Source organism: Streptococcus equi subsp. zooepidemicus (assembly GCF_015689395.1).
GTDB classification, from domain to species: Bacteria; Bacillota; Bacilli; order Lactobacillales; family Streptococcaceae; genus Streptococcus; species Streptococcus equi.
In genome coordinates, this window is record NZ_CP065054.1 from 1,249,457 (window position 1) to 1,273,444 (window position 23,988).

Below are 23,988 nucleotides of genomic sequence, written 5' to 3' on the forward strand. Positions count from 1 at the left end.
CACTTCCTTGCTTTTAAACCTAGTATAGCAAAAATTAAAAGCAAAATGTAGCCAGACCACATGCTCACCTCAAAAACAGGCCTTATGACTTCTAAAAAGACCTAGCAGCCACAACAGGCGCATAAAAAGTTTTTAACAAGAAAAGAAGGCTTTGCTGTATTTCAATCCACGCTTCCGCAAAGGGAGCGATACAAAAAATAAATGGAATATCTACAATCAAATGATTTCAATGTTTAGCTATTTCAAGAATATGTCTTATTTTTGATAGATGTTACTATAGGAAAAACGTTGATAGTATCTACTTTAATTGATACTATAATTCGGAAATAACTGTTTCGCACGTTTGGTGTGGCTTAGTAGGGCTATTGGGTCACTGCTTAGCTATTCTAGATCAGGTTGATTCTCTCTAAATATTAGCTTTTCGCCAGTCATCACTACTAGCAACAAACAAAACGCACGACATCATGTAAAAACAGGCTGATGTCATGCGTCTGATGTTTTATTAAGACTAGGGAAAAACTGTTCTAATTCAGAAGCTTTCCCTAGTACTTGTGGCTTTATAGCCAGTAACTAAGCTTTTTTACGAAGTGCGCCAAAGAGAATACCAGAAACCACTGCTCCAATAGCGACAAACAATAGGTATAAGAAAGGATTGCTTGTCAAAGCGATAACGAAGATACCACCATGCGGTGCGATTAGTTTGACACCTGCCAGACCAACAAGAGCACCTGTTAGGGCAGAGCCCGCAATAAAGCTTGGGATAGCGCGTGCTGGGTCTGCTGCACCAAACGGAATAGCTCCTTCTGTAATGAAAGAAAGTCCCATAACAATATTGGTCAAGCCAGATTCACGCTCTTCCTTGGTAAATTTGTCCTTAAATAAGAGTGTTGCCACAAAAACAGCTAGAGGAGGCACCATACCACCTGCCATGACAGCAGCCATAACAACTGATCCACCGCTTGCAACGGTTGCAGCAAGTGTTCCTGTACCAAAGACATAGGCTGCCTTATTCACTGGACCACCCATATCAACAGCCATCATGCCGCCAACAAGAAGTCCCATAAGAACTGCAGAGCTGCCTGACAGACTTTCTAAGAAGTGGTTCAATGCTGTATTGATAGCTGCCATAGGAATATTGATCAGCAGCATCAAAAGACCTGTCACAAGAACACCAAGTAATGGGTAAAGAAGGATTGACTTGACCCCTTCAAGCGAACGCGGAAGCCCTGCAAGCACTTGACGAAGAGCAAGAATTACACCCCCTGCAAGAAAGCCACCTACAAGCGCACCAAGAAATCCAGACGGTACTCCCGCTAATGATAGGCTAGCCTCACCGCCAGCAGCAAATGGAACCTTTCCAAAAGCAAGACCGCTAGAAGCAATGGCACCTGCCACAAAGCCTGCCACAAGACCTGGCTTTTCAGCGATAGAATAAGCAATATAGCCTGCTAGCACTGGCAACATGAATGAAAAGGCCGCACCACCAATATTTTTAAAGATAGCTGCTATTTCATGGTAGGATCCCAAATTAGACAGCTGATCCTTTGGTACCCCAAGCATGTTGTCAAGCAAGAAGGCAAGAGCAATTAGGATTCCACCACCAATTACAAATGGCAGCATTTGTGATACACCACTCATCAGGTGCTTGTAGAAGGCTCCGCCTAGGCTTGTCTTTTGAGCTGCTTTTGCTTGTTCAGCAGCGCCATTCTTGGCATGATAAACACTACCAGCATTGTTTAAAATCAGTGAAATCAATTCCTCGCTTTTCTTAATACCATCTGCTACAGGACGAGCAATCAATTGCTTACCATCAAAGCGATCCATCTCAACCGCCTTATCAGCAGCGATAATCACTCCCTTGGCCTGTTTGATGTCATCAGCTGTCAGGCGATTGCCAACCCCTGAAGCACCGTTGGTTTCAACCTTGATGCCAACACCCATCTGTGCAGCCTGCTTTTTCAAGGCCTCTTCTGCCATATAGGTATGAGCAATACCTGTCGTACAAGCTGTCACAGCAACGATAAACTCCTGAGCATTTGTAGGAACAAAAGCTACCTCTTTCTGATCAGAAGCCGCATCAAAGACAGCAATCACTTCGTCTGGACTTGTTGCCTTTCGCAATTGATCTGCAAAGCCATCCTTTAATAGGTACTGGGATAATTCGGCTAAGGCCGCTAAGTGAGTATCATTTGCCCCTTGAGGTGCTGCAATCATAAAGAACAGATCAGTTGGCTGACCGTCTAAGGATTTGTAATCAACGCCCTTGTTAGATTTTGCAAAGAGCACTGCTGGCTGGTCAACGACAACATTTTTTGAATGCGGCATAGCAATGCCATCACCAAGACCTGTTGAGGTTTGCTCCTCGCGAGCTAAGATACTCTTTTTAAACACATCAAAGTCATGTACAATCCCATGCTCTACTAGTTCTGTAATCATTTCATCAATTGCAGCCTCCTTTGAAATAGCCTGCAAATCAAGAATCATGATGTCTTTTCTTAATAAATCCTGTATTTTCATCGAACCTCTACCTCAACCTCATTATATGTTTTTTTAATATCATCAATTACTGCTAAATCATCTGAAAAAGCAGTTGCTGTTCCGCAGGCCACTCCCCATTTTAGAGCCTCTAGTGGACTGTGGCTTTTGACAAAGGCACTTGTAAAGCCTGCCACCATCGAATCACCAGCTCCAACAGAATTCTTCACCTGCCCTTTAATAGGCTTAGCAAAATAAGCGGCTTCCTGAGTGACCAGCAAGGCGCCATCACCAGCCATCGAAACGATAACATGCTGGGCTCCCATGTCAAGGACCTTACGAGCATATGTCTCGACGTCGTCTAGCCCATTTAAGCTGACGTTAAAAATGGCTTCTAGCTCATGGTTATTAGGCTTTACGAGCAATGGGTGATACGCTAATGAATCTAGCAAGGTCTGTCCTTCAAAATCACAGACCACCTGTGCACCAGCTTGTCTGACCAATGGAATCAATTCCTTATAGACATCATTGCCTAGGCTTGAAGGCGCTGAGCCTGCAAAAACAACGATATCCTCTGCTGACACATTTGCTAATATAGCCTTTAAATGATCCAGTTGCTGCCTTGAAATCACTGGTCCAAGGCCATTAATCTCCGTCTCCTCTGCTGATTTGATCTTAACATTGATCCGCGTATCCTGATCAACCGTCACAAAGTCAGTATTGATGCTCTCAGCAGCTAGACTTTCCTTGATAAAACGCCCAGTGAAGCCGCCTAAAAAGCCAGTCGCTGTATTATCAATGCCTAATCGCTGTAGAATGCGACTAACATTAATCCCCTTTCCTCCTGCAAATGTATCGTCACTGACCATGCGGTTAACCGCTCCAATATCTAATTGGTCTATTCTGACAATAAAATCTATAGAAGGATTTAAGGTTACTGTGTAAATCATAGTGCAATTACCTTCGCTTTTTCCTTGATTTTCTTCAGCATTACTGTCGAAGATTTCTCTGTAATGATTTCAACCCTATCAATTGGAGCTACCTTAACAAAAGAAACATGACCAAGCTTCGTTGCATCAGCTAATACATAGGTGATTTTAGCATTGGCAATGACAGCTTTTTTAATAACAGCCTCCTCCATATCTGGAGTGGTTAAAAATGCCTCATCAATGCCATTAATACCTAGAAAAGCCTTATCAAAATTCATTTGCTTAATTTGCTCCAAAGCAACATGACCAATGCTTGCGTCTGTTGTCTGCTTGACATAGCCACCAATAATAATGGTCTTAATCGCCATATCTACCAGTCTAGTCGCATGGTGAATAGAATTAGTCACTACTGTTACTTTTTTTGATTGTAAAAAAGGAAGGAGAAATTCGGTTGTTGTCCCAGCATCAATAAAGATGACATCGTTATCAAAAATCAGCTCTGCTGCCTTTTGAGCAATCCTCTCTTTAATTTGACTGTTTTTGACAGATTTTTCCTGATTGGATAATTCCTCCTGTAAGGAATGAAAAAGCTCTGCTCCTCCATGCACCCGATGAAGCTTCCCCTCACGCTCCAGCTCATCTAAATCTCTACGAACAGTGGATTCTGACGAGCTTAACAGCTGCATTAAATCCTCTAGCGCAACGTAATTTTCAGCTGTGATTTTTGCCATAATGAGCTGTTTTCGTTTTGATTTTAAGATAAAACCACCCCTTTGTCTGAAATCGTTTACAGTTCTATTATACTACACTTTATTCCAAAGTCAAGCACTATCTTCCAAAAACATTCAAAATCAATCTTGTACCCACATTGCCTTGACGATAACTGCCGATTGATCAGTCATTGCCCGCATCAATAGCTGTAGGCTAATGGTTAACCTCCTCTTTCTTGATTAGAGCCTCAAAAAGCGCTCACCAGTCTCTTACAACGTCAAAAAGCAACGGATTTGCTGCCGTTGCCTCATACTAAGATTCTAAAACAAAGTCTTTTTAGCCAACAAGACAAAACGAGAGATTCACCTATTGTGAGCCTCTCGTTTTACTGTACTGAGAAATTGTTTTGTCCCAGATTCCTTATGTCTAAACCTATTTGATCTTCAAAATATCCTCTTTGGCATGGACTAGCTGTGTAATCAAGCGGCAATAAGGGGTATCGATACCAAGCTTTTCACCCTTGGTATTTACCGCACCGTTGATAAAGTCAATTTCAGTCAAGCGGTGATTTTGAACAAGATCCTGATGCATTGATGGGTAGTGGTGAGCAGCCTTCACTGAGGTTTCCATCACATAAGCTCTGATTTCCTCTTCGTTAAGCTCCACGCCTTCAGCACGACCAACAATAACAAACTCATGAATGATTTCTTTGACCATGTTTAAACCATCTTCGCTGGCAAACAACTCACCAATCGTGCAATCAAGTAAGGCACAGGTTGAATTCATTGTACCATTGACACAGGCTTTTCTCCAAATATTTGGGACAACATTATCATCATAAGTTGCATTCAATTGAGCGTCATTTAGCAAGTCAGCAATCTGATGTCCTGCCTCTTGGTTTGCTGGATCCATACTTTGTAGATTAAGCGCACCAACTCCTTGTAAGTGTACCTGACCAGGCCCTTCAAGACCCGCTGTCCAAACGGTAACACCCATCAAAATATTATGCTCTGGAATATAGTGACGAATCACATCTTCGTGTCCAAGACCATTTAATAGGCAAAGCACCTTGGTTTCAGGGCCAATAATGCCTTTAATATCAGTCAGCATTTGTGGCAGCTGCATGGCTTTGGTGAACAAGATAATGAGATCAGCCTGCTCAGTTGCCTGCGTTGGCTTCATGATAGGAAGCTTTACGGTTTCCTCTACATCACCTGAAATCTTCAAGCCATTCTCTTTAATCGCTTGAATATGTGCTTCCCAATTATCCAGTAAAATAACGTCATTGTTTGTTTTTGAGATTTGGTAACCAAATCGACAGCCCATAGCTCCTGAGCCTGCAATATAAACTAACATGCTTTTTCCTCTTATCCTTCAAATACAAAAATATCTTCTTTGTAAAGCTTTAAGATATCCTTACAAAGTTTATGTACCACAAAAGCAACTCCAAATGGAATGACCAACCAAGCAATGATAATGATCACAATATTGCTGCCACCTGCAAGTGAAGCAATAGGACCAACTGCACCAACAAGACCAAAGCCAGATGAGGCTGGTGTTCCAATCAGATTAAACATTGGAACGGTTAAAGAGCTAACAATAGCTGTCATTATCATTGGAATAGCCATAACTGGGTGTTTTAAGAAGTTTGGCATCATCATTTTCATAGCACCAAGGGCAATGGCAATTGGAACACCTGATTTATTCACCTTAAGAGTTGCCCACACAAGAACAGCAGTTGTTGAAGCAATACCCATTGAGGCCGCACCAGCTGCCATACCATTTAAGCCGATAGCTAAACCAATTGCAACCGTTGAGATAGGACTCACAATCAAAAGAGCAAAGGCAATGGCAATCAAAATAGACATCAGAATTGGCTGAAGCGTTGTGAATGAATTAATGCCTTGGCCAATCAGGGTCGTCACATAAGAAACGTAAGGAAGCAGCTTCCAGCCAAGGTAGCCCACACCTGTTCCAATAATAATTGGCAATAAAATAATGGTTAGAGACCCAAATTTATCACCAAACCACTTCACTGCTAAAACTGCAAGCGCAGCTGTGATCATCATGTTAATCAGATCACCAATCCCTTTTAATTGGAAGGTCCCAGTGGCAACACCTTTTTGGATAACCTCTGTATAAGCCCAGGCTCCAGAACCGATATAAGCTGCCCCTCCGACAGCTAGCTGCTGCATTGGGTTAAATTTAAACTGCTGCCCAATCAAAAAACCGGCCATAACTGGCGTAAAGAATTGGAAAACCTGTACGATATGTAAAAATTCAGCTGCTACAGTATTTGGCAAAAGCGGCTTTAAAAACGTTGCTAAAATAGCATTCGGAATAAGTGCAACTACAATCGCAATTGCTGTACCAGCTAAGACCTTATTCATAAATGAACTAAAGGTCTCTTTATTTGTTGTCGTCATTTCATGACCTCTCTTAATATTATAGTGTGAAAAGCATCACGAAAATATTCTAACATAAAAAGAACATTTTGTCACAGCTATTTTAATTTTTATCAATGTATCCAGAATATTCAACCAAATATCATATAAAACTAATCAATCAATGCTGTTGAATGAACAGGTCTATTATCCCTATCAGGGTAAATATACTTAATCGCTTGATTGACAGCAATTGGTGCCTCACCAAAGCCAGTGGCAATCAAATCAACCCTACCATCATAGGCTGCTGCGTCACCAATTGCAAAAATCCCTTCCTGACTTGTTTCAAAGAGGGGAGAAACAAGAAGACTTGAGCGCTTATAATCCAGATTCCAATGCTTTAGGTTTTTATTGGACGTTGAAAAGCCAAAGCTAACAATCAGACTATCTAGCTCAAGCGTCATCACCTCTTCTGACTTTACCTTTTGAATAGTCATTTTGTTGACAAAGCTATTTTCTCCTTCGAGGGCAAGGGGAACAAAGGGGGTAAGAGTAGTAACATGAGAGTTTTTTAACAATTCTACGCTATGCTCATGGGCCCTAAAGGCGTCTCGCCGGTGCACAAGGGTAACACTCTTAGCTAGGCCATCTAAGGCTAAAGCCCAGTCCACAGCAGAATCTCCACCACCGCAGATCACAACCCTCTTACCAGCAAACTGATTCAAGCTGTGAACATTATAAAAGAGATTATGATCAGCAAACAACTGCTCATTGTCTAAGCCCAAGGTCCTAGGCGCAAAGGCTCCATTGCCACAAGCAACAATAATGGCCTTAGAATAATGTCTGGCCTTGCTTGTTTGAATAACAAAGTTCCCATCAGCCTTCTCAAAAGACAGGACCTCTTCTTTCAGGCACACTGCTATGCGATCGTCAAATCTGCTTAGCTGCTCAATAAGCTTTTGTGTTAGTTCTGCTCCAGTCAGGGCTGGATAGGCTGGAATATCATAGATAACCTTTTCAGGATAAAGAACAGCCGGCTGTCCTCCTAGCTCTGACAGGCTTTCAATAATCTTAACAGTCATACCACGCAGGCCTGCGTAAAAGGCTGCAAACAAGCCTACCGGACCTCCGCCAATGATGGTGATATCATATATTCTTTCTTGCACTAGTTCTCTCCTTCACTTAGCTCCGATTTGATTTTATCAAAAATCCTTTTTTCCTCATCAGAAAAATCATAAGTCTCTAATAAATCTGGCCTTCTCAAATAGGTCTTCTTTAGGCTTTGCTCCATACGCCAGAGACGAATATGCTCATGATGGCCGCTCATTAGGACATCAGGCACCTTCATGCCACGATAATCATATGGCCTTGTATACTGCGGATACTCCAAGAGCCCAGATGAGAAGGAATCCTCCTGATGACTGGCTTGCTTTCCAAGCACATTAGGAATCAGTCTCACTGTTGCATCAATCATTGTCATAGCAGCCAGCTCACCTCCAGTCAAGACAAAATCTCCCAGAGATATTTCATCAGTAATGAGCGTCTTAATGCGTTCGTCATAGCCTTCATAGTGCCCACAAATAAAAATTAACTCTTCCTCAAGAGCTAATTCTTCAGCATAAGACTGATGAAAGGGTTTACCAGCAGGATCTAGTAAAATCACTCGAGGCTTTGTAGCCTTAATACTATCCATGGTATCAAAAATGGGCTGCGCTCTCAGCAACATGCCCTGCCCACCACCATATGGCTCATCATCAACATGCCTAGCTTTCTCCGCATAATCACGAAAATTGTGGTAATGAATATCTAAAAGTCCCTTTTCCTTAGCCTTTCCAACAATGGAGCACTCCAAGGGAGCAAACATTTCTGGAAAAAGGGTTAAAATATCAATCCTCATCATCTAAGCCTTCCATAATCTCAACGTCTACCCGACCCTTTTCAATATCAACACCAAGAACAACCGATGGGATATAAGGAAGCAACAGGTCGCGCTTGCCTTGCCGTTTGACCACCCAAACATCATTTGCACCAGGCTGTAAAATCTCCTTAATCTGTCCTACTAGCTGATCCTTTTCATATACCTCCAAACCAATAATCTGGTGATAGTAAAATTCTCCCTCAGCTAGCTTGCCTTGGTGCTCTTTAGCAATCTTAAGACTGCAGCCCTTAAACTGCTCAATAGCATTGATGTGGTACATTCCCTTAAACTTGATAATGTCAAACTGCTTGTGCTTGCGATGGCTAGCAATCTCAACCTCCTGCACAAAACGATCCTTATCGTCAAACAGAGCTAATCTAGCTCCTTTTTGAAATCGTTCCTCAGTAAAGTCACTCACAGACAGCACTCGCATCTCTCCTTGCAAACCTTGAGTATTGACAATCTTCCCAACGTTAAAATATTCCATCCTTACTCCTAATCATCTTAGACTCTATAGCTTGATAGACCTCTATTTTTTCATGACAACACGACATAAATATCATCATCCTAAGCGCTCTAGCCTATCTTTGAAGCTCCCCTTATTGTAACATGTTCTGCCTTATTTTGCACTTCTCTTTCAAAAAATTAATCTCCCAGCTATAGCAGCTAAGCCTAGCAAGCAAAGCCCTTGATACTAAAGAATCCTGATCCCCCTATATCAACAAATCATCATGACCTGCCTTGCCCAAGCTCAGTCAAGTGAATGAAAAATCTGCTAAACAACAGCCTTGCGCCTCGCTGACAAGCATCCAAAAAACACTCCTGCTGGCATCTAATAAACTAGAATCAGGAGTGTTTCATTATAGCCCAACAAGCAAAAGGGATACTTGGTAGAACCAAAGCTGACTTGCATTGAGAAGATTAAAACCGTTCAATCTGTCACAATAATTATGGAAACATTGAGAATTTAAAAACAAGTATCAGCTTCTATCAACCTATGGGGAAATAGTCTCCCTATGCCTATCGGGCCATCATAGGCCCTCTCAAGAAGAGGTGAGAGGCTCATCGACCAGCAAGAACAGCTATCATCGCCTTAAAGGAAAACGACAATGTTATCACAGGTGTCCCAAGAAAATGCTACAAGAGAGCCTCATCACAGCATGAGTAACCTTTTTTATTGTGTCGTTTTTATATCATTTTGATCCTTATTATCTAAAGGGATTAGACCTTGCGTCAGCTGTTAAAATTTATCTCACAGCATCATTCTACTTTGCAACTTTTCTATACCTCATATCCAATAAAAGACATAAGCTTGCTGATAAGAACATTAGCCCAGCATAGAAGAACAGATTGGTCTCATCGCCAGTCTTTGGTAAGATGGTATTTTGATGCTTCATCGGTTTGGTAGCTGTTGAAGCATGTGGACGCTTGGTTTCATTTGTAGTCGGTGGTACTATCGGACGATTTGGCTTAGTGCTATTAGGCTTATGATTGCCTTCACTACTGCTTGCCTTTTTCTTCCACTGTGCAAACAATTCATTAGGAAGCGGCAGGTCATTATCTACCCTAATATCATCGCCTACCTTGTATGATAACCCTGTGCCATCTGCCTTGGTGTTCCAGCCTATAAAGTCATAGCCTTCCCTTTCAAAATGCAGATCCTTAATACCTAAGATTTTGACATCACTGTTATTGATATAGTCTTCTTCAACAGTCTTATGATCACCAAAATTTGAATGGTAAATAAGCTTTGTTTTTTCTGCTGCATCACTATAGACTGCACGTAACGTAACCTTATAAGTACCGTTTGGCTGCTTCTTAGCAAGCTGTGAGTTTAATAACATAAATTGTCCTGGATAATACACCACTCCATCAAGCTCCCAGCCTCTAAAGAACTTATCCTTTGGTAATGTTTTTGGTGCTTCCAATACTCTGGCGTTGGAAATATCCATGTATCTATTGCTATCAACTGGTGCTTTTGCTCCAGTTCCTGGATCATATTCAACGGTAATGGCGCTCTTATCCAGCCATCTTGCAATTAACCTTGTATCCTCAGTCAATCGCGTATTAACGTTAAATGGTGAGCCGTTTGGCAAGACCCAACCTGCAAATTTAAAGTTATCTCGTGTTGGGGCTTTCGGCATTGGTACAGCCTCTCCTGCATTTATGGTTTGAGGAGCAACTGGCGTCCCACCATTACTGTCAAAGGTTACAGTTACCTGTTTAATGCCCCATTTGGCATAAAGAACTAGATTTCCTGCCGGCATTTTCTTATACTTAGTCAAATCATAAACGTCACCTTTTTTATTTGCCCAGCCTTTAAAGGTGTATAATTCACTTAAATCAAGTGGCTTTTTGGGTGTGTAAAGCTTATCGTGAATATTAGTTCCATAAAGAATAGCCTGATCACCCTTATATGATTTTTCAACCACATCCTTATTAAAGAATGTCAGCTCGTAAGAGTTTCTATTATAAATATTGTGGAAAGTTTGACGATCAACCTGTTCTTTTTTGTCAGGAATAGTCACTTCTTCGGTACGACCATCAGGTCTTTTAACCTTTATTTTGGCAGAATATGATTGATCTGATGGTACTCTTGTAAAGCCAGTTTGATTTCCAAAAGAAAAGGCAGCGGTAATAGAACTCTCTTCTTCCTCACGACGTTCTTCATAAATCCCTTTTTCCAATGTTTCAAAGTAGTCAAACCTTACAATTTTTATCATTTTTCCAGTAGAAAACAGAGGATAAAAGTTCAACATGTCAAAACCAGGTTCAGTTTCCCTTACTAACAATTGTGGCGGAACACCATGTGCCTTATTTTCCCAATCAGACTTGAACAAATAATAGTGGTGATTGCTACCATGATCTGCCTCCCAGCCAATGCGGACCCTTTCTTCTACCTTTTCATCTTTACGTTTAACAATAATATCTGGTCTCCTGTCATCTATCACTTCACCCAAATGAACATTGTTAACGATATAAAAATCATCTTTAGAATATGGCTCACCATTAACCGTCAATTGCAGGTCATAGTTATTGATATCTAGTTTATCATTTTTACTATTCAAGTAGTATTTAAACGTATAAGGGTGTAAATCATAATAAACATTGACAATAGAGCTTCCATCACCTCTTACCTTGTCATGTTCTATTGTTGTTTTAGCAGCATTAAAATCATAATGATAGTAGTCATACCAGTTTCTTCTATCACCTTTTTTCGCTAATTCTTCAACATAATTGGTTGCTAATTTTTCAGCAGCAGCCTTTATGATAGAGCTATCTGATATACCATCTACCGTTTTGACATGATTCAAGACATAATGATCTGGCACAAACTGACCATTAACACATCGTTGTTGCCAAATTCGTATCGTATAGCTTGATGCCTTTGGCGTCCATTTTGCAAAGATTTCTTTGTTTTCAGAAAGGGTTTTATTAAAATCGAGTGCTTTTGTACAGTCCTTATCCTCATACCAGCCGGCAAAGTCATAGCCCTTTCTTTCCGGGATAACCTTACTAGGCTTAGCTCCTTCCTTTACAAACTGTGGCTCTAGGGGCTTCGTTATAAGATTGCCACCATTTTCATTTCCATTAAAGAAAAGCCAATGGCCACCTGTAATCAATGGGTATAAATCAATATCCTGATCACCTACCGTTATTTCCTTTCCGACAGGCTCTGTCCCATCAGGTGTTTTAGACCACCCGTTAATATAGTTGCCAACGGACACTTCAAAGAAAACATCGTCTGTTTTGACCTTTTTGCCCTCTTCGCCCACCTTCACGATTATATTTTTTTCAACGGTATTATGAAATCTGATGGCTAGCTTTTTTGTATAATTAGCATATAAGGCTACAGTTTCTTTTTTGCTAATATCATTGATGGTACCAAAGCCATTAAACTCACTACCATCTTTATTACTCCAGTTAACAAAAACATTGTCCATTAGGCTTGGAATTGATGGCTCAAGTAATTTTTCACCGTTTTTAAGGATTTGAGTATTAACGACCTTACCCTGACTGTAAAACTCATACCTTCTGGTTGGTTTTTCTATCGGCTTACCTGTTTCTGGTTGTTCACTAGGCTTATCTGTTCCAACGATGACATAGATTGAAAAGCTGTCAGCCTTAAAGCTTGCATTAGTCGAGCTTGATGTGCTAATCTCTTCAACTTCCTTGTTATCCTTGATATGAACAACCTTATGCTCCTCACCTGCTACCTCCTTTTGAGTAGCAAGCTTGACATCTACCTTACCCTTTGGTTCAATTTCTTGTCCATTGTGGTAAAAAGTAATATCGACTGCAGCCACATCCTTAACATGCTTCGCCTTATTTGAAATAATAGCCTTAACATCTTCTTTTGCTACATCTGTCACCTTAACCGTTGTGCCTTTTGGAAAAACACCCTTAGCAGCATTTATGGTTACCGTTACACCATTGGCTGTCCTTTGCATGCCATCGAATGCTTCTTCGTCAGAGATATTAGCTTCAACAGCATTGCCCTTATCCTCATGTGATATCTCTGCATGAGGTTCAGTTGATGGTTCACTACTACTTACCGTCGTTTCATTTTTCTGCGTGTTTACTTCATCAGTATTATCATTGGTCTCTAGCTTAGCTTGTTCTGCTGGCTCAGCTGTTAATGTGTCTATTGGTTCAGCAAAGACCTTAACAGCCGGTGCTACTGTTCCAAATACAAGCAAAGAAACTAAAAACAATGACAATATGTTATGAAGTTTTCTTTTTCGTCTCATTTAACAACTCCATTTCACATATTTTAATGACAATTGTAAACAATAGTAGACTTTACATGACACTTTCTGGTATAATAAAAAAAGCAATTTTATGATGTAAATTGCTTTGGTATTAATGACTTTTAAGCAATGTGTCACAGACTTTAGTTTACAACTTTTAATTGTAAATTAAAGTCTACCTTTTTTTACTAATTTATACCTTTTTTATCACTTATGAGCCTTTATTTTATCAAGGTTCTTTTTCTTTTCTCTCATATATCCCTTTTCTTGAATCCATTTGGAAAATGTCGTATGGCTGACATCAAGAAGCTTTGCTCCTTCCCTTAGACTGATTTTTTTATCGACCCACATCGTGACGACATCATCAAACTGTTTAGGCACTTCTTTTTTGCTTCGTCCAAATTTAACCCCTCTTTTCCTTGCTTCTTTGATGCCTTCCATTTGTCTTTGATGAGTGTTTTCTCTTTCGATCTGAGCCACATAAGACAAGATTTGTAACACGATGTCCGATAAAAATTTTCCCGTCAAATTATTGATTTGATGTTTGGTATTCAGTAAGGGAAAATCTAAAACGATGATGTCAACGTTTTTCACTTTGGTGATGAGATGCCATTCTTTGATGATGTCATCATAGCTTCTACCCAGTCTGTCGATGGATTTTATATAGAGCTCATCACCCTCCTTTAGTGTTCTGATCAGTCTTTTGTATTTCTTGCGCTCAAAGTCCCTTCCGCTAGCCTTATCAATGTAGATTTGTTTCATGTCACCGACTTCTTTTAAAATAGCACTTAGCTGTCTGTCTATGTTTTGTTCTTTCGTTGATACGCGTATATACCCATATTTCATCTTTTAACCTCCTGCTTGATCTATTGTTATACATAAGATGTTATACAGATACCTCTGTCAGATAGAGTTCTTGCTTTTGTGTCTTGACCTGACGATTCAAGATACAAAAAAAGCCTGCTAGACAGAACTAGCAAGGCTTTAAGATTAGTCTTGTTCAAAATAGAGCTTATTTTTCATCAATAACTAATCGAACCTTTTTTCCTAAAGTTGGAACCGAATAGACAATCGATCTTATCGCTGTGATGGTACGACCTTTCTTTCCGATAACACGACCGATGTCTTGAGCATCCAAGTCAAGATGGTACTCTAAAAAATCCGGAGTATCTTCAATTTTAATAGTAAGCTTATCTGGTTGTGAAATCAAGGGCTTCACAATAGCGATAATGAGATTTTCAATGGTATCCATAGGCTTTTATTACTTAGAAAACTTTTGATTGTGGAATTTAGCCATAACCCCAGCTTTAGACAGAAGGCTACGAACTGTATCAGAAGGCTGTGCACCCTTTCCTAGCCAATCAAGAACGCGATCTTCTTTAAGAGTTACTTGATTTTCAGCTACAAGTGGGTTGTAAGTTCCAACTGTTTCGATGAAACGACCATCACGTGGTGCACGTGAATCTGCAACGTTGATACGGTAAAAAGGTTTTTTCTTAGAACCCATACGAGTTAAACGGATTTTTACTGCCATTTTAATATGTCTCTTTTCTTTAAATGATAATAGTCAAGAAATGTAGTCTTGCTCATTTCTTACCTAACCAGTATACTTTACTTTTGATTGTGTGTCAAGTTTTTTTCTTGACACTTTTTAGGATTATGATGACTAAGCTGGCTACTGCTCAAAGCCTTCAATCAGCTTAGCTGCTTAGCTGACGTCAAATAGTAGGCAGCTGCTTTTATGAAAGCATACAGTTCCAAGCTAGCCTACTCTAGTGACCCTTACTTAATCATCAATAATTTGATCAAGCAAGCATAACCACTCGTCAAAGGAGCAATTTGTTTCACATCAAAAAGGCAAGACAGACTGATAATCATATCAAAAAGGACTGTCCCTGCACATGCAGGCACTCGTCCTTTTTTTACCAATATGACTTAGCCACCTTGCTTTTAAAGCTGAGGTATTGGCTAAGCGTCACACTAATAATGCATCAGGATATGCTTGAGGAACTCCCCACCATAAATCCAAAAATAACTGAAGGTCAAAATTGAAATGGGCCTACAAATTAGGATAATCAGTAAAAAGCGCTTGTAGGTCATCTGACTCAATCCAGTGATCATGATGAGAGCATCAGCAGGAGCTAGAGGAGAAATCATATTGAGAATAAAGAAGCGCTCAAACAATTTCGTTGATAGCTTCTCTTCATAAAAGTGTAGCTGCTCCTTACTTAAAAACAGTAAGATAAAAGGCTTTCCGTATGTCCTCACCAGCTTAAACAGAATAAAGGACCCAATGCAGATACCAAACACATTTAACATAAAGCCTAATATAGGACCAAAGGCTAGAAAGCCAACGACTGTTGTCACACCACCAGGAATAATAGGAACAACTACCTGCACAATTTGCAAGATAAAAAAGCAAATGGCACCGATAAGGAGATGATCCTTGATTAAATGGGCTAAAGCCTTTGGATTATTAATAATATCTAACTGCCTAATAAGGTAGACAACAAGCATGACGGAGAACAGAATTGATAGGCCACCAAGAATCTTAAACAGCTTCTTTAACAACGAATGTGAAACACCAAAGCTACTCATAGCGCAAAGCCTCTATCGGATCAAGCTTGCTTGCTTTGTTTGCTGGCAGCAATCCAAAAATAATACCAATTGATGCCGAAAAGATAATAGCTACAGCCGCAACATCTAAGGAAACAGCTGCTCCCTTTAATTGCATCGCATTTCCTAGCACACCTACACACATCTGTGCTAGCAGCAGCCCTAAAAGACCGCCAATTAACGTCAACACCACTGATTCAATCAAAAATTGGCTAAGTATCTTCAAGCGCGTTGCTCCCAAGGCTTTTCGCAAGCCAATTTCACGTGTACGCTCTGTTACAGATACCAGCATGATGTTCATAACACCAATACCACCCACAAGAAGGGAAATTCCTGCAATGGACCCAACAACTGTGGTCATGATACTAAATTGTGCGTTAATGTCATTAATAATTTGGCTATTGTCAGGAACAGCGTACTCGCCCTCCTTAACATGAGACAATGTGGTCAGCATAGCAGCTGCTTGATTTCCTAATTCAAGGCTTCGCTTAACGTCGCCAATATAAAGATAGACAGAGCCAATTTCCTTAACATGAAATTCTGAGGCCACCTGGGTATTGGCCATAATGGCTCCTCCAGAAATCCCACCAGCAAACGAAACAACCTCCTGATCAGTCTTGTAAACACCTACTACAAGGTAGTCCTTACTATCTAGACTAACCACCTTATTTAGAGCCTGTTCATAATTACCTTTGCCAAATAATTCGTCAGCCAAGACAGTATCTAATAGGATAATGCGAGAAAAGTTTTTATAATCCTTACTATTTAGCGTCCTACCTGCAACGATATCATATTTTTTGACTTTAAAATAATCCTGACTAACCCCAGTGATGGCCACACTGTCCATCTTCTTTTTTTCAAAAGAAATGGTAGAGGTTGAATTATTGGTATAGTAATAAGAATCTACCCCATCAATTGCTTTGACAATCTGCTCTAGCCATTCAGGCTTGACCTCTTGCTCATTTTCATGCACTGCAAAGGCTGCGTAGGGATTGTCCTCATCTCCTTTTGCCTTGAAATAAAGCTGAACCTCTTTTTGGTCATTTGAAAAGGAATCGGTAACCCTCTTTGTCATGGCAGCACCAAGCCCCATGATAATGACAACAGCAGCTACACCGATAATAATTCCCAGCATGGTAAGAATCGAACGCAGCTTGTGCCCCCAGATCGAACTAAGAGCAAATTTCCAATTTTCCATCACTTTTCCTCCTAGTCAATTCTGACACTTTCTGTTGTATCAGCTGTGATTTCACCATCACGAATAACAATTTTTCGAGTGGCAAAGTCCGCAATCTCCGGCTCATGAGTAACCATAATAATGGTTTTTCCTTCCTTATTCAGCTCCGTCAAAAGCCTCATAATCTGCTCACCAGTCTTTGTATCTAAGGCACCAGTTGGCTCATCAGCTAAGATAATAGACGGGCTATTAACCAAAGCTCTTGCAATCGCAACCCGCTGCTTTTGACCACCTGATAACTCCGATGGCAAATGCTTCATTCGCATACCAAGCTCAACCTTTTCTAAAAATTGCTTAGCCAATTCACGACGCTTTGATACCCCAACTCCCGCATAAATCAAAGGAAGCTCAACATTTTGTAGGGCATTTAGCTTTGCTAGTAAAAAGAACTGCTGAAAGACAAAGCCGATCTCTTCGTTTCTCACCTTAGCTAGCTTTCGATCATTTAAGAGCTCAACCTGAGTCCCATTGAGACGATAATCACCTGAGGTTGGTCTATCTAATAAGCCAATAATATTCATCAGGGTTGATTTTCCTGATCCAGAAGGCCCCATAATAGCGACAAATTCACCTTCATATACAGTCAAATCCACACCTTTTAGGACCTGTAGCTCCTGATCACCATTTTGATAGCTTTTAACAATATTTTTTAATTGTATTAATTCTTTTTTCTCATCTGGCACTACTTAATCACCTCGGATTCTTTGCTGCTTTTTTTAGAATCTTTTGATGCCTTTGTGTCCGCTGAAATAACGTCTCCTAGCTTTTCACCCTCTTTGATTTTCTTATCTGGGTTAGCAATGACAATATCTCCCACCTTTAGACCTGCACTTACCTCTTGTCTTTCAGCATCGGCATTGCCTAGGGTTACTTCAACCTTTTTAGCCTTTGCAGTTGAGTCATCATAGACCCAGACAAAATGCTTCTTGCCTTTGTTAACGATAGCAGTAACTGGTACTAAGGCATGCTTTGCTTCATTGATAACCTCAACAGACACTGTAAAGCCTTGCTTTAGCTGGTTAAGCGGACTCGTGATATCAATTTTGTAGTCATAGGTCGCACCAGTTGAGCTTGATGAGCCTGAGCCTCCTGCAGCTGAACCACCTGCATTGGCATCGGTTGGGTAGTTTGACACATAAGAAATCTTTCCGGTCCACTCTTGATCAGCATAGACCTTTGATTTAATCTTCACAGCTTGTCCAACCTTAATATTGGCTAAATCATACTCTGTTAGGGTCCCTTTGACCTGTAACTTGCCTTCGGTTGCGACATGAACCAAGGTTTGACTGTTTTTTGAAGACGGGTCAATATCATTATTGACCTCCACAACTGTCCCTGAAACACCACTGACAACTACTGTTTCATTTAAGGCCTGCTGTGCTTTATTAACCTCTGCCTGAGCATCAGCATAGGAATCATTTAAATCCTGCAATTGTTGGGCATAGCTAGCATTTTGCTGGGCTGAGGGCTGAATAGTTGTGGTGGTTTCTTGTCCTGTCTCCTCGTCCTTGCTTGTCTCAGTGGTTGCAGCTGGAACACCATACGTTTTTAAATGATTAATCTGACGACCGATTTTATTGAGATTGCGAACAGCGGTATCATAAGCTGCCTGTGGTACAGTTGTGTTGTATTGTACTAGCTGCTGTCCCTGTGTAACCTGATCTCCTACCTTAACCGTAACGGTAGCGTCTGAGCCTTTGCTAGCATCAAAATAAACGTATTCTTCTGAAAGAGCTTTAACAGTACCAGAGAGTAAGGTTGAAGAGGCTATTGTCCCTTCTGTTACATTTACCGCAGAATAAGGCAGCTTGATATTTTGGTCAGAGATGGTATCTTGCTGTTGCTTCCATAATACTCCACCGATAACGACCACAGTTAGTGCAACTGCACCTGCGATAATGCCTTTGGTTTTCGTTGATAACTTAATCTTTCCTCTTTTAGACATTTCTGTCCTCCCCTTTTGTACTATTTTTGTAAGACAAGTATATGATGTTTTTAAAAACTTGTCAAGAATTTCTTGGATAAGCTTAATAAAACAGCCTCTCCATCATGTAGATGACAACTCTATTATAATGGTTTTTCAAGCTGTACTAGCTTACACTTTTGTAATATTAAAGAGAGGCAAAGACAAAAAGAGTTGTCCTTTAACTTTATCACCTAGTCTCATTCATTAAAAAGAGAACAAGCCTAGTTTTCGAAATCTCAGAAAACTAGACTTGTTCGTTTGTTTAGACTTTTCTCTCAGTCTCTTCATCAGGTTTAAATAGCTTCTATGCTAAAGGTACGGCTTTCAAGAACCCTAAGCATTGCTGCTGCTGTATCTAACGCGGTAAATAGAGGAACTCCCTGTTCGATTGCTGAGCTTCTGATCACTTGCCCATCCTGATCAGCCACCCGCTTTGCTCCTACAGTATTAATAATAGCTTGAATCTGTCCTTTTCTAAGTAAGGCTGGGATATCATGAGCATTGTCGCCGATCTTTCCGACTAGCTGTGAGTCTAGCCCTTGGTCAGCAAAGAAAGCAGCTGTGCCTTCGGTTGCCATGATCTGGTAGCCAATAGCACTAAAGCGTCTAGCTAAGGCAAGAGCCTCCAGCTTATGGTCATCAGCAATGGTAAAAACTATTGTTCCATATTCCGGCATGTGCAGATAGCTGGCTTCAAAGGCCTTATACAGAGCTTTTTCAAGTGTTAGGTCAGAACCCATGACTTCACCTGTTGATTTCATTTCAGGCCCTAAAAGGCTATCCACCTTAGCAAGCTTTGCAAATGAGAAAACCGGCGCCTTGATATGGACAAGCGAGCTTTCAGGATAAAGGCCATCTTGATAGCCTAAGTCTTTTAAGGTCTGACCCAAAATAAGCTTCGTAGCAACTTGTGCCATTGGAATATTGGTTACTTTTGATAAAAATGGCACTGTCCGACTAGCACGAGGATTGACCTCAATGACATAGACCTGCTCGTTTTGGATCACAAATTGGATATTCATCATGCCAAGGCAGTTTAGTCCTATAGCAAGACGCTTGGTGTAATCAACAATCTTGTCTTGAACCTGTTTAGACAGGTGCTGCGGCGGGTATACAGCCATTGAATCTCCTGAATGCACTCCTGCTCTTTCGATATGCTCCATGATCCCTGGGATTAAAACTGATTGACCGTCAGAGATCGCATCTACCTCGCATTCCTTACCAACAATATAGGAATCTATTAAAACAGGGTGCTCAGAACTAGCCTTGATAGCTGTTTTCATGTAAGAAAGCAAATCATCTTCGTTTTCAACAATTTCCATTGCTCGGCCACCAAGAACATAAGAGGGTCTGACCAACACCGGAAAGCCAATAGCACGCGCTGCCTCCAAGGCCTCTGCCTCATTAGTGGCTGTTTGCCCAGGAGGCTGAGGAATTCCCAATTCCTTTAAGGCTTTTTCAAAGAGCTTCCTATCCTCAGCCCGATCTAAGTCCTCTAGCTGTGTGCCTAAAATAGGAACTCCGGCCTTTGTTAGCTGCTCTGCTAGATTAATAGCGGTTTGTCCGCCAAACTGTAGGATCACTCCCTTTGGCTGCTCTAATTCAATAACGTTCATGACCTCTTCAAAGGTTAAGGGTTCAAAATAAAGCTTGTCTGATATCGAAAAATCTGTTGACACTGTCTCAGGATTGGAATTCATGATAATGGCTTCATAGCCTGCAGCCTGAATGGCCTTGACAGAGTGTACGGTTGCATAATCAAACTCAACTCCCTGACCGATGCGGATAGGACCGGAGCCAAGGACGATAACAGATTCTTTCTCGGATTTGATTGACTCATTTTCCCACTCATAGGTCGAGTAAAAATAAGGCGTTTGTGAGTCAAATTCAGCTGCACAGGTATCAACCATCTTATAAACTGGCAAGACACGATAAGCCCGCCTTAACCGTCTAATACTTGCAGCATCAGTCTGCCAAAGCTCTGCGATTTTTTGGTCTGAAAAACCATATCGCTTGGCTTCTGTCAACAAGTCAATGTCAACTGGCTTTTTAACAAGCTCTTGCTCCAATTCTACGATATGACGTAATTTATCCAAAAAGAATAAATCAATCTTAGTTAAGCCAGCTAGCTCTTCAATACTATAGCCACGACGGAGGGCCTCAGAAAGATAGAATAGACGATCGTCCTGCGCCCTTACAATATGAGCAACCAGCTCATGATCACTGATAGTATCTAGGCCCTTCAATTCATTATGATCTACTCCAATTTCTAGCGAGCGACAAGCCTTTAAGAGGCATTCCTCAATGCGACGACCAATAGCCATAACCTCTCCAGTTGCTTTCATCTGGGTTCCCAGACGACGCTCCCCCTGCTCAAACTTGTCAAATGGAAAGCGGGGCAGTTTGGCAACCACATAGTCAAGAGCTGGTTCAAACATGGCATAGGTAGTCCCTGTGACCGGATTAAGCATGTCATCAAGCCTTAAGCCAACTGCAATTTTAGCAGCTATTTTAGCAATTGGATAACCAGTTGCTTTTGAAGCCAGTGCTGATGAGCGAGACACCCGCGGATTAACCTCAATGACATAATAGCTAAAGCTATTTGGATCAAGTGCCAGCTGAACATTACAGCCTCCTTCAATCTTAAGAGCACGAATAATCCTCAAGCTAGCATCACGAAGCAGTTGATTCTCAACATCTGATAAGGTTTGTGTCGGGGCAAAAACGATTGAATCTCCAGTGTGTATCCCTACTGGGTCAAAATTTTCCATGCTGCAAACAACCAGTGCATTATCAGCAGCATCACGCATGACCTCATATTCAATCTCTTTAAAGCCGGCAATGGAGCGCTCGATCAGACACTGGGTGACAGGAGATAGCTTCAGGCCATTTTCCACAATATCTCGCAAGGCCTCTTCGTTGGTGCAAATACCACCTCCAGTACCTCCCAAAGTAAAGGCCGGTCGGACAATGACAGGATAGCCAATGGTATTTGCAAAGCTGATGGCTTCCTCTACTGTCGTCACGATCTCTGATTCTGGAATAGGCTCTCCCAGCTCTTTCATTAATTGCTTAAATAAATCACGATCCTCTGCCTGGTCAATAGCAGATAAGGGTGTCCCAAGCAGCTCGACTCCTAATTCTTGTAAAATGCCAGCCTTAGACAGCTCCATCGCCAGATTAAGACCGGTCTGCCCACCTAAGGTCGGCAGCAAGGCATCTGGTCTTTCCTTTCTTAAGATACGACTAACAAATGCCAACGTCAGGGGCTCAATATAAACCTTATCTGCAACCTCTTTGTCTGTCATAATTGTCGCAGGGTTAGAATTAACCAGAACAACCTGATAGCCCTCTTCCTTTAAGGCTAGACAAGCCTGTGTTCCTGCGTAATCAAATTCAGCTGCCTGCCCAATAACAATAGGACCAGACCCTATCACCATGATTTTTTTAATATCTGTACGTTTTGCCATAATATCTGGTACAAAAGGCCTTAACAATCCGAATAAAATAAGTATAAGAGCCCAATATAAAGCTTCAAAATCTATTTGTTACTAGGATTTGTGCCTGTATTCGACTGCAGCGAGCCCCTTGTACCTACTCCTTTCATTATTTGCCGTCTCACAGGGCGGCATTAAATAAAACACTTAACAGTCTGTCACATGAGACGATGAGTACAAGATCAAGTAACCCTTAGCTCAGCAAGTATAGATGACTTAATTGATATAGTCCTTTTACTTCTAAAGAGGGCGATCTTGCCAGCAAATACTAGCCATAACCCGCGGCAGAGCGATCATTTCCCACTAGTCTATCTGCTGCCTGACTCAAGCTGTTTCATGACAGCAGATCAAGCTTTTGGTGCTTGCTTTTTGATCTGCTAGCACACTTGATTAACATTTACCTTGCTGCTCTAGCTGCCAGGCGTCAATCATATCTAAAAATTCATCAAATAGATAGCTAGCATCATGAGGGCCTGGTGCAGCGTCTGGGTGAAACTGCACAGAAAAGGCGGGAACATGTCGATGTCTCACCCCTTCAACAGTTTTGTCATTAATCTCCTCGTGCGTAACCATCAAGCAGTCTGGCAAGCTGTCGCGCTCAACAGCATAACCATGATTTTGACTAGTAAAATCAATACGTCCGGTCGCTATTTCTCTGACGGCATGATTAAAGCCACGATGTCCAAAAGGCATTTTAAAGGTCTTAGCGCCATTAGCTAAGCTAAGTAGCTGATGGCCCATACAAATGCCAAAAATCGGAATTTTTCCTTGAACACCACGAATCATCTCCAAGGCCTCCGGCAAATCCTCTGGATTACCCGGACCATTTGATAGCATTAGACCATCTGGGTTGAGCTGTAGAATCTCTTCTGCTGTGATATTAAAGGGGACTATTGTCATCTGACATTGCCTTTTGGACAATTCTCTTAAAATGGAATGCTTCAAGCCAAAGTCCACCAAGACAATATTTTTCCCAACACCCGGAGCGGGATAGGCAGTCTTGGTTGACACCTGCTCAATACCATTAGTTGGAAGCACAGTTGCACGCAGCTGATCCTTTAGGTGTTCAAGCGTATCACCATCATCTGCCATTGTTGCCTTCATCGTACCATGCTGACGAATGATTTTGGTCAACGCTCTGGTATCAATTCCTGAAATGCCTGGAATCCCCTTATGCTTTAAAAACTCGTCCAAGGTCATTTGCTGACGCCAATTGCTAGCTATCCTGCTTACTTCAGAGACAATGACCCCTTTGCAAGTTGGGGCAATGGACTCATAATCATCACGATTAATACCATAATTACCAACAAGGGGATAGGTAAATACTAAGAGCTGCCCGTTATAGGACTGGTCTGTGATTGACTCCTGGTAGCCTGTCATTCCTGTATTAAAGACAATCTCGCCAGTGACATCAATATCTGCACCAAAGGGCTTTCCTTCAAAAATGGTGCCCTCCTCTAAGATAAGTAACCGTTTTGCCATTTTAACCCCCTCTAACATACCT

19 protein-coding genes are annotated in these 23,988 nt (G+C 41.2%); all 19 read right to left on the reverse strand.

The annotated features are described in order from the left end of the window. Positions 1-570: 570 nt before the first annotated feature. The 19 genes from I2432_RS05935 to I2432_RS06025 all read right to left on the reverse strand — a co-directional run bounded on the left by I2432_RS05935 (position 571) and on the right by I2432_RS06025 (position 23,966). Complete coding sequence (locus tag I2432_RS05935) at positions 571-2,517, reverse strand: PTS fructose transporter subunit IIABC (RefSeq protein WP_014622963.1); 1,947 nt, start codon at positions 2,515-2,517, stop codon at positions 571-573. Next, complete coding sequence (pfkB, locus tag I2432_RS05940; RefSeq protein WP_206152490.1) at positions 2,514-3,425, reverse strand: 1-phosphofructokinase; 912 nt, start codon at positions 3,423-3,425, stop codon at positions 2,514-2,516. The genes I2432_RS05935 and pfkB overlap by 4 nt, the downstream gene beginning before the upstream one ends. Beyond that, entirely contained in the window at positions 3,422-4,138 is a 717-nt protein-coding gene (locus I2432_RS05945; RefSeq protein ID WP_268810509.1) for a DeoR/GlpR family DNA-binding transcription regulator, read from the reverse strand. Before I2432_RS05945 ends, pfkB begins: the two co-directional genes overlap by 4 nt. A gap of 409 nt (positions 4,139-4,547) precedes the next feature. Further along, a complete protein-coding gene (locus I2432_RS05950) occupies positions 4,548-5,471 on the reverse strand; it encodes a 2-dehydropantoate 2-reductase (RefSeq protein WP_037580953.1) in 924 nt (307 codons plus the stop codon). A gap of 11 nt (positions 5,472-5,482) precedes the next feature. Then, on the reverse strand, positions 5,483-6,541 hold the full coding sequence (locus I2432_RS05955; RefSeq protein ID WP_206152489.1) for a PTS sugar transporter subunit IIC: 1,059 nt from the start codon (positions 6,539-6,541) through the stop codon (positions 5,483-5,485). A gap of 131 nt (positions 6,542-6,672) precedes the next feature. Further along, on the reverse strand, positions 6,673-7,665 hold the full coding sequence (locus I2432_RS05960; RefSeq protein WP_206158664.1) for an NAD(P)/FAD-dependent oxidoreductase: 993 nt from the start codon (positions 7,663-7,665) through the stop codon (positions 6,673-6,675). Next, complete coding sequence (trmD, locus tag I2432_RS05965; RefSeq protein WP_115251490.1) at positions 7,665-8,396, reverse strand: tRNA (guanosine(37)-N1)-methyltransferase TrmD; 732 nt, start codon at positions 8,394-8,396, stop codon at positions 7,665-7,667. Before trmD ends, I2432_RS05960 begins: the two co-directional genes overlap by 1 nt. Continuing rightward, entirely contained in the window at positions 8,386-8,904 is a 519-nt protein-coding gene (gene rimM / locus I2432_RS05970) for a ribosome maturation factor RimM (protein ID WP_111710604.1), read from the reverse strand. The genes trmD and rimM overlap by 11 nt, the downstream gene beginning before the upstream one ends. Positions 8,905-9,682: 778 nt before the next feature. Continuing rightward, complete coding sequence (locus tag I2432_RS05975; RefSeq protein ID WP_249093144.1) at positions 9,683-13,138, reverse strand: InlB B-repeat-containing protein; 3,456 nt, start codon at positions 13,136-13,138, stop codon at positions 9,683-9,685. Between the two features lie 237 nt (positions 13,139-13,375). Beyond that, positions 13,376-14,014, reverse strand: coding sequence for a recombinase family protein (locus tag I2432_RS05980; RefSeq protein ID WP_043053154.1), 639 nt, complete (start codon positions 14,012-14,014; stop codon positions 13,376-13,378). Positions 14,015-14,180: 166 nt separating this feature from the next. After that, positions 14,181-14,420 carry a KH domain-containing protein gene (locus I2432_RS05985; RefSeq protein ID WP_012515734.1) on the reverse strand — a complete coding sequence of 80 codons (240 nt, stop codon included), beginning with the start codon at positions 14,418-14,420 and terminating at the stop codon, positions 14,181-14,183. A gap of 9 nt (positions 14,421-14,429) precedes the next feature. Then, positions 14,430-14,702, reverse strand: a complete 273-nt coding sequence (rpsP, locus tag I2432_RS05990) for a 30S ribosomal protein S16 (RefSeq protein ID WP_038674241.1) — start codon at positions 14,700-14,702, stop codon at positions 14,430-14,432. 248 nt (positions 14,703-14,950) lie between these two features. Then, entirely contained in the window at positions 14,951-15,097 is a 147-nt protein-coding gene (locus tag I2432_RS05995) for a hypothetical protein (protein ID WP_206158666.1), read from the reverse strand. Positions 15,098-15,148: 51 nt separating this feature from the next. After that, the gene (locus I2432_RS06000) at positions 15,149-15,766 is read right to left on the reverse strand and encodes a TVP38/TMEM64 family protein (protein ID WP_206152485.1); all 618 of its coding nucleotides are present in this window, start codon (positions 15,764-15,766) and stop codon (positions 15,149-15,151) included. Continuing rightward, complete coding sequence (locus I2432_RS06005) at positions 15,759-16,982, reverse strand: ABC transporter permease (RefSeq protein ID WP_012515737.1); 1,224 nt, start codon at positions 16,980-16,982, stop codon at positions 15,759-15,761. Before I2432_RS06005 ends, I2432_RS06000 begins: the two co-directional genes overlap by 8 nt. Positions 16,983-16,993: 11 nt before the next feature. Beyond that, positions 16,994-17,704, reverse strand: a complete 711-nt coding sequence (locus I2432_RS06010) for an ABC transporter ATP-binding protein (protein ID WP_012677853.1) — start codon at positions 17,702-17,704, stop codon at positions 16,994-16,996. Then, positions 17,704-18,966 carry an efflux RND transporter periplasmic adaptor subunit gene (locus I2432_RS06015; protein WP_206152484.1) on the reverse strand — a complete coding sequence of 421 codons (1,263 nt, stop codon included), beginning with the start codon at positions 18,964-18,966 and terminating at the stop codon, positions 17,704-17,706. Before I2432_RS06015 ends, I2432_RS06010 begins: the two co-directional genes overlap by 1 nt. A gap of 314 nt (positions 18,967-19,280) precedes the next feature. Further along, complete coding sequence (gene carB, locus I2432_RS06020) at positions 19,281-22,457, reverse strand: carbamoyl-phosphate synthase large subunit (RefSeq protein ID WP_206152483.1); 3,177 nt, start codon at positions 22,455-22,457, stop codon at positions 19,281-19,283. A 417-nt stretch (positions 22,458-22,874) separates the two neighbouring features. Next, positions 22,875-23,966: a carbamoyl phosphate synthase small subunit gene (locus I2432_RS06025; protein ID WP_037580927.1), complete on the reverse strand. Its 1,092-nt coding sequence runs from the start codon at positions 23,964-23,966 to the stop codon at positions 22,875-22,877. Between the last annotated feature and the right edge of the window lie 22 nt (positions 23,967-23,988).

Excerpts from the sequence above, each read along its gene's own strand:
- I2432_RS05935 (WP_014622963.1), bottom strand. The coding sequence starts at position 2,517 with ATGAAAATACAGGATTTATTAAGAAAAGACATCATGATTCTTGATTTG.
- pfkB (WP_206152490.1), bottom strand. The coding sequence starts at position 3,425 with ATGATTTACACAGTAACCTTAAATCCTTCTATAGATTTTATTGTCAGA.
- I2432_RS05950 (WP_037580953.1), bottom strand. The coding sequence starts at position 5,471 with ATGTTAGTTTATATTGCAGGCTCAGGAGCTATGGGCTGTCGATTTGGT.
- I2432_RS05955 (WP_206152489.1), bottom strand. The coding sequence starts at position 6,541 with ATGACGACAACAAATAAAGAGACCTTTAGTTCATTTATGAATAAGGTC.
- trmD (WP_115251490.1), bottom strand. The coding sequence starts at position 8,396 with ATGAGGATTGATATTTTAACCCTTTTTCCAGAAATGTTTGCTCCCTTG.
- rimM (WP_111710604.1), bottom strand. The coding sequence starts at position 8,904 with ATGGAATATTTTAACGTTGGGAAGATTGTCAATACTCAAGGTTTGCAA.
- I2432_RS05980 (WP_043053154.1), bottom strand. The coding sequence starts at position 14,014 with ATGAAATATGGGTATATACGCGTATCAACGAAAGAACAAAACATAGAC.
- I2432_RS05985 (WP_012515734.1), bottom strand. The coding sequence starts at position 14,420 with ATGGATACCATTGAAAATCTCATTATCGCTATTGTGAAGCCCTTGATT.
- rpsP (WP_038674241.1), bottom strand. The coding sequence starts at position 14,702 with ATGGCAGTAAAAATCCGTTTAACTCGTATGGGTTCTAAGAAAAAACCT.
- I2432_RS06000 (WP_206152485.1), bottom strand. The coding sequence starts at position 15,766 with ATGAGTAGCTTTGGTGTTTCACATTCGTTGTTAAAGAAGCTGTTTAAG.
- I2432_RS06005 (WP_012515737.1), bottom strand. The coding sequence starts at position 16,982 with ATGGAAAATTGGAAATTTGCTCTTAGTTCGATCTGGGGGCACAAGCTG.
- I2432_RS06015 (WP_206152484.1), bottom strand. The coding sequence starts at position 18,966 with ATGTCTAAAAGAGGAAAGATTAAGTTATCAACGAAAACCAAAGGCATT.
- carB (WP_206152483.1), bottom strand. The coding sequence starts at position 22,457 with ATGGCAAAACGTACAGATATTAAAAAAATCATGGTGATAGGGTCTGGT.
- I2432_RS06025 (WP_037580927.1), bottom strand. The coding sequence starts at position 23,966 with ATGGCAAAACGGTTACTTATCTTAGAGGAGGGCACCATTTTTGAAGGA.